Annotated in this window: 2 protein-coding genes; both read left to right on the top strand. The window is 63.2% G+C overall.

The features are described from left to right. The coding region (locus BIS11_RS15815; protein ID WP_253586513.1) for a class II glutamine amidotransferase at positions 1–220 on the top strand (220 nt) is incomplete at its 5' end. Positions 221–405: 185 nt separating this feature from the next. Next, complete coding sequence (locus BIS11_RS15810) at positions 406–2,076, top strand: AMP-binding protein (protein ID WP_253425286.1); 1,671 nt, start codon at positions 406–408, stop codon at positions 2,074–2,076. Positions 2,077–2,211 lie beyond the last annotated feature (135 nt).

The following is a 2,211-nucleotide window of genomic DNA, read 5'->3' as shown; positions in this document are numbered from 1 at the left end:
CAAGCTCGTGCACATCACCCGCCAGGCGCCCTTCGGCGAGGCCGAGCTCGCCGATGCGGACATGACGGTCAATTTCAGCGAGCACACCACGCCCTGCGATGTGGTCTCGGTGATCGCCACCGCGCCCTTGACCCACAATGAACGCTGGAGCGCCATGGCGCCCGGCGAGCTGCTGGTCTGGCAGCAGGGAAGCATTCGCGCGCGTTACGGACCATACTGACCCCATACCGGCGGTCGGGCGTTTTAGCGGCTACGTTGAAACAGTGGTTTCAAGCAGCCGTTTTACAGCATGGCACCCCTCGTATATCTTGAATGCTTGCCACGCGCGACCCGGTAACGCGTCATTTGGCTTCATCATAAAAACAAGGTCGGTCCACTTATCGACACGGATAGCGGAGATTGCCCATGAGCGAACACGCCGATGCCCCCATGCTGCAAGGCGCAGCGCTTGAAGGGTTGGATCAGTACGATTCAGTCACGGATGTCTTTCACCACGCCGTCGAGCGTTTCGGCGACAAGCCCGCCTTCAGCTGCATGGGCAAGACCCTCACCTTCGACGACCTGGACCACTACTCGGCCCGGTTCGCCGCCTGGTTGCAACACGACACCACCCTCGTGCCCGGCGACCGAATCGCCATTCAGCTGCCCAACGTGCTGCAGTTCCCCGTGGCGGTGTTCGGTGCGCTGCGCGCAGGGCTGGTGGTGGTCAACACCAACCCGCTCTACACCGAGCGCGAAATGGCCCACCAGTTCAAGGATTCCGGCGCCAAGGCGATCGTGATTCTCGCCAACATGGCGCACAAGCTCGACAAGGTGCTCGACCAGACCGACCTCGAGCACGTGGTGGTGACCGAGCTCGCCGACCTGCACGACGTGCCCAAGCGCTGGGTGATCAACGCGGCGGTCAAGTACGTCAAGAAGATGGTGCCGACCTACCGCCTGCCCGGGGCGATCGGCTTTCGCCAGGTGCTCAAGGCCGGCGCCCGCCAGCGCTTCACCCCGGTCAAGCGCGACCGCGAGGACGTGGCCGCGCTGCAGTACACCGGCGGAACCACCGGGCGACCCAAGGGGGCGATGCTCACCCATACCAACCTGATCGCCAACATGCTCCAGGCGCGGCTCGCCATTGGCCAGCATTTGAAAAACGGCAGCGAGCTCGTGATCGCGCCGCTGCCGGTGTACCACATCTATACCTTCACGGTGAACTGCCTGTTTTTGATGGAAACCGGCAACCACTCGGTGCTGATCACCAACCCGCGTGACCTGCCGGGCTTCGTCAAGGAGCTCAAGAAGCTGCCCTTCACCGCCTTCATCGGTCTCAACACGCTGTTCAACGCGCTGTGCCAGCGCGACGACTTCAAGGCGCTCGATTTCTCCAAGCTCAAGCTCACCATTTCCGGCGGCATGGCGCTCACCAAGCCTATCGCCAAGCGCTGGGAAGAGGTGACCGGCTGCCCGGTGGCGGAAGGGTACGGCCTGACCGAGACCTCGCCGGTGGTGAGCTTCAATCCCGCCGATGCCATCCAGCTCGGCACCATCGGCAAGCCCGTGGCCGGCACCTCGGTGAAGGTGGTGGATGCCGACGGTGCGGACGTGGCGCTGGGCGAGCCCGGTGAGCTCTGCGTCAAGGGCCCGCAGGTGATGAAGGGGTACTGGAACCAGGACGAGGAGACGCGCAAGGCGATCGATGACGGCGGCTGGTTCCACACCGGCGACATCGCCGTGCTGCAGGAGGATGGCTACATCCGCATCGTCGATCGCAAGAAGGACATGATCCTGATCTCGGGATTCAACGTCTACCCCAACGAGATCGAGGACGTGGTGGCCGCTCACCCGGACGTGGTCGAGGCGGCCGTGGTCGGGGTGCCGGACGAAGAGGCGGGCGAGGCGATCAAGCTCTTCGTCGTCTCGAAAAACAAGGAGCTGACCGCCGAGGCCCTGCGTGCCTGGTGCAAGAAGGAGCTGACCGGTTACAAGGTGCCCAAGCACGTCGAGTTTCGTGACGAGCTGCCCAAGACCAATGTCGGCAAGGTGCTGCGCCGGGAGCTTCGCGATCAGGAGCAGAACGTCAAGTAGACGACCCCGCCCTGGTTGGCCCAATCAATGGCGAAGGCGCTATACTGTTCGGCCCACTTTTCCAGGTGGGCCGAATTTTTTCTTTCTGGAAGGAAGCTGAGCCCAACGTGACCACCGAGACGCCCCCCGCGACCC

Origin of the sequence: Halomonas sp. 707D4 (genome assembly GCF_024158685.1) — a bacterium.
GTDB lineage: Bacteria > Pseudomonadota > Gammaproteobacteria > Pseudomonadales > Halomonadaceae > Vreelandella.
This window is presented reverse-complemented; position numbering and strand designations above follow the sequence as displayed.

Bases quoted from the DNA above. Each gene is read 5' to 3' on its own strand.
- BIS11_RS15810 (WP_253425286.1), top strand. From the start codon at position 406: ATGAGCGAACACGCCGATGCCCCCATGCTGCAAGGCGCAGCGCTTGAA.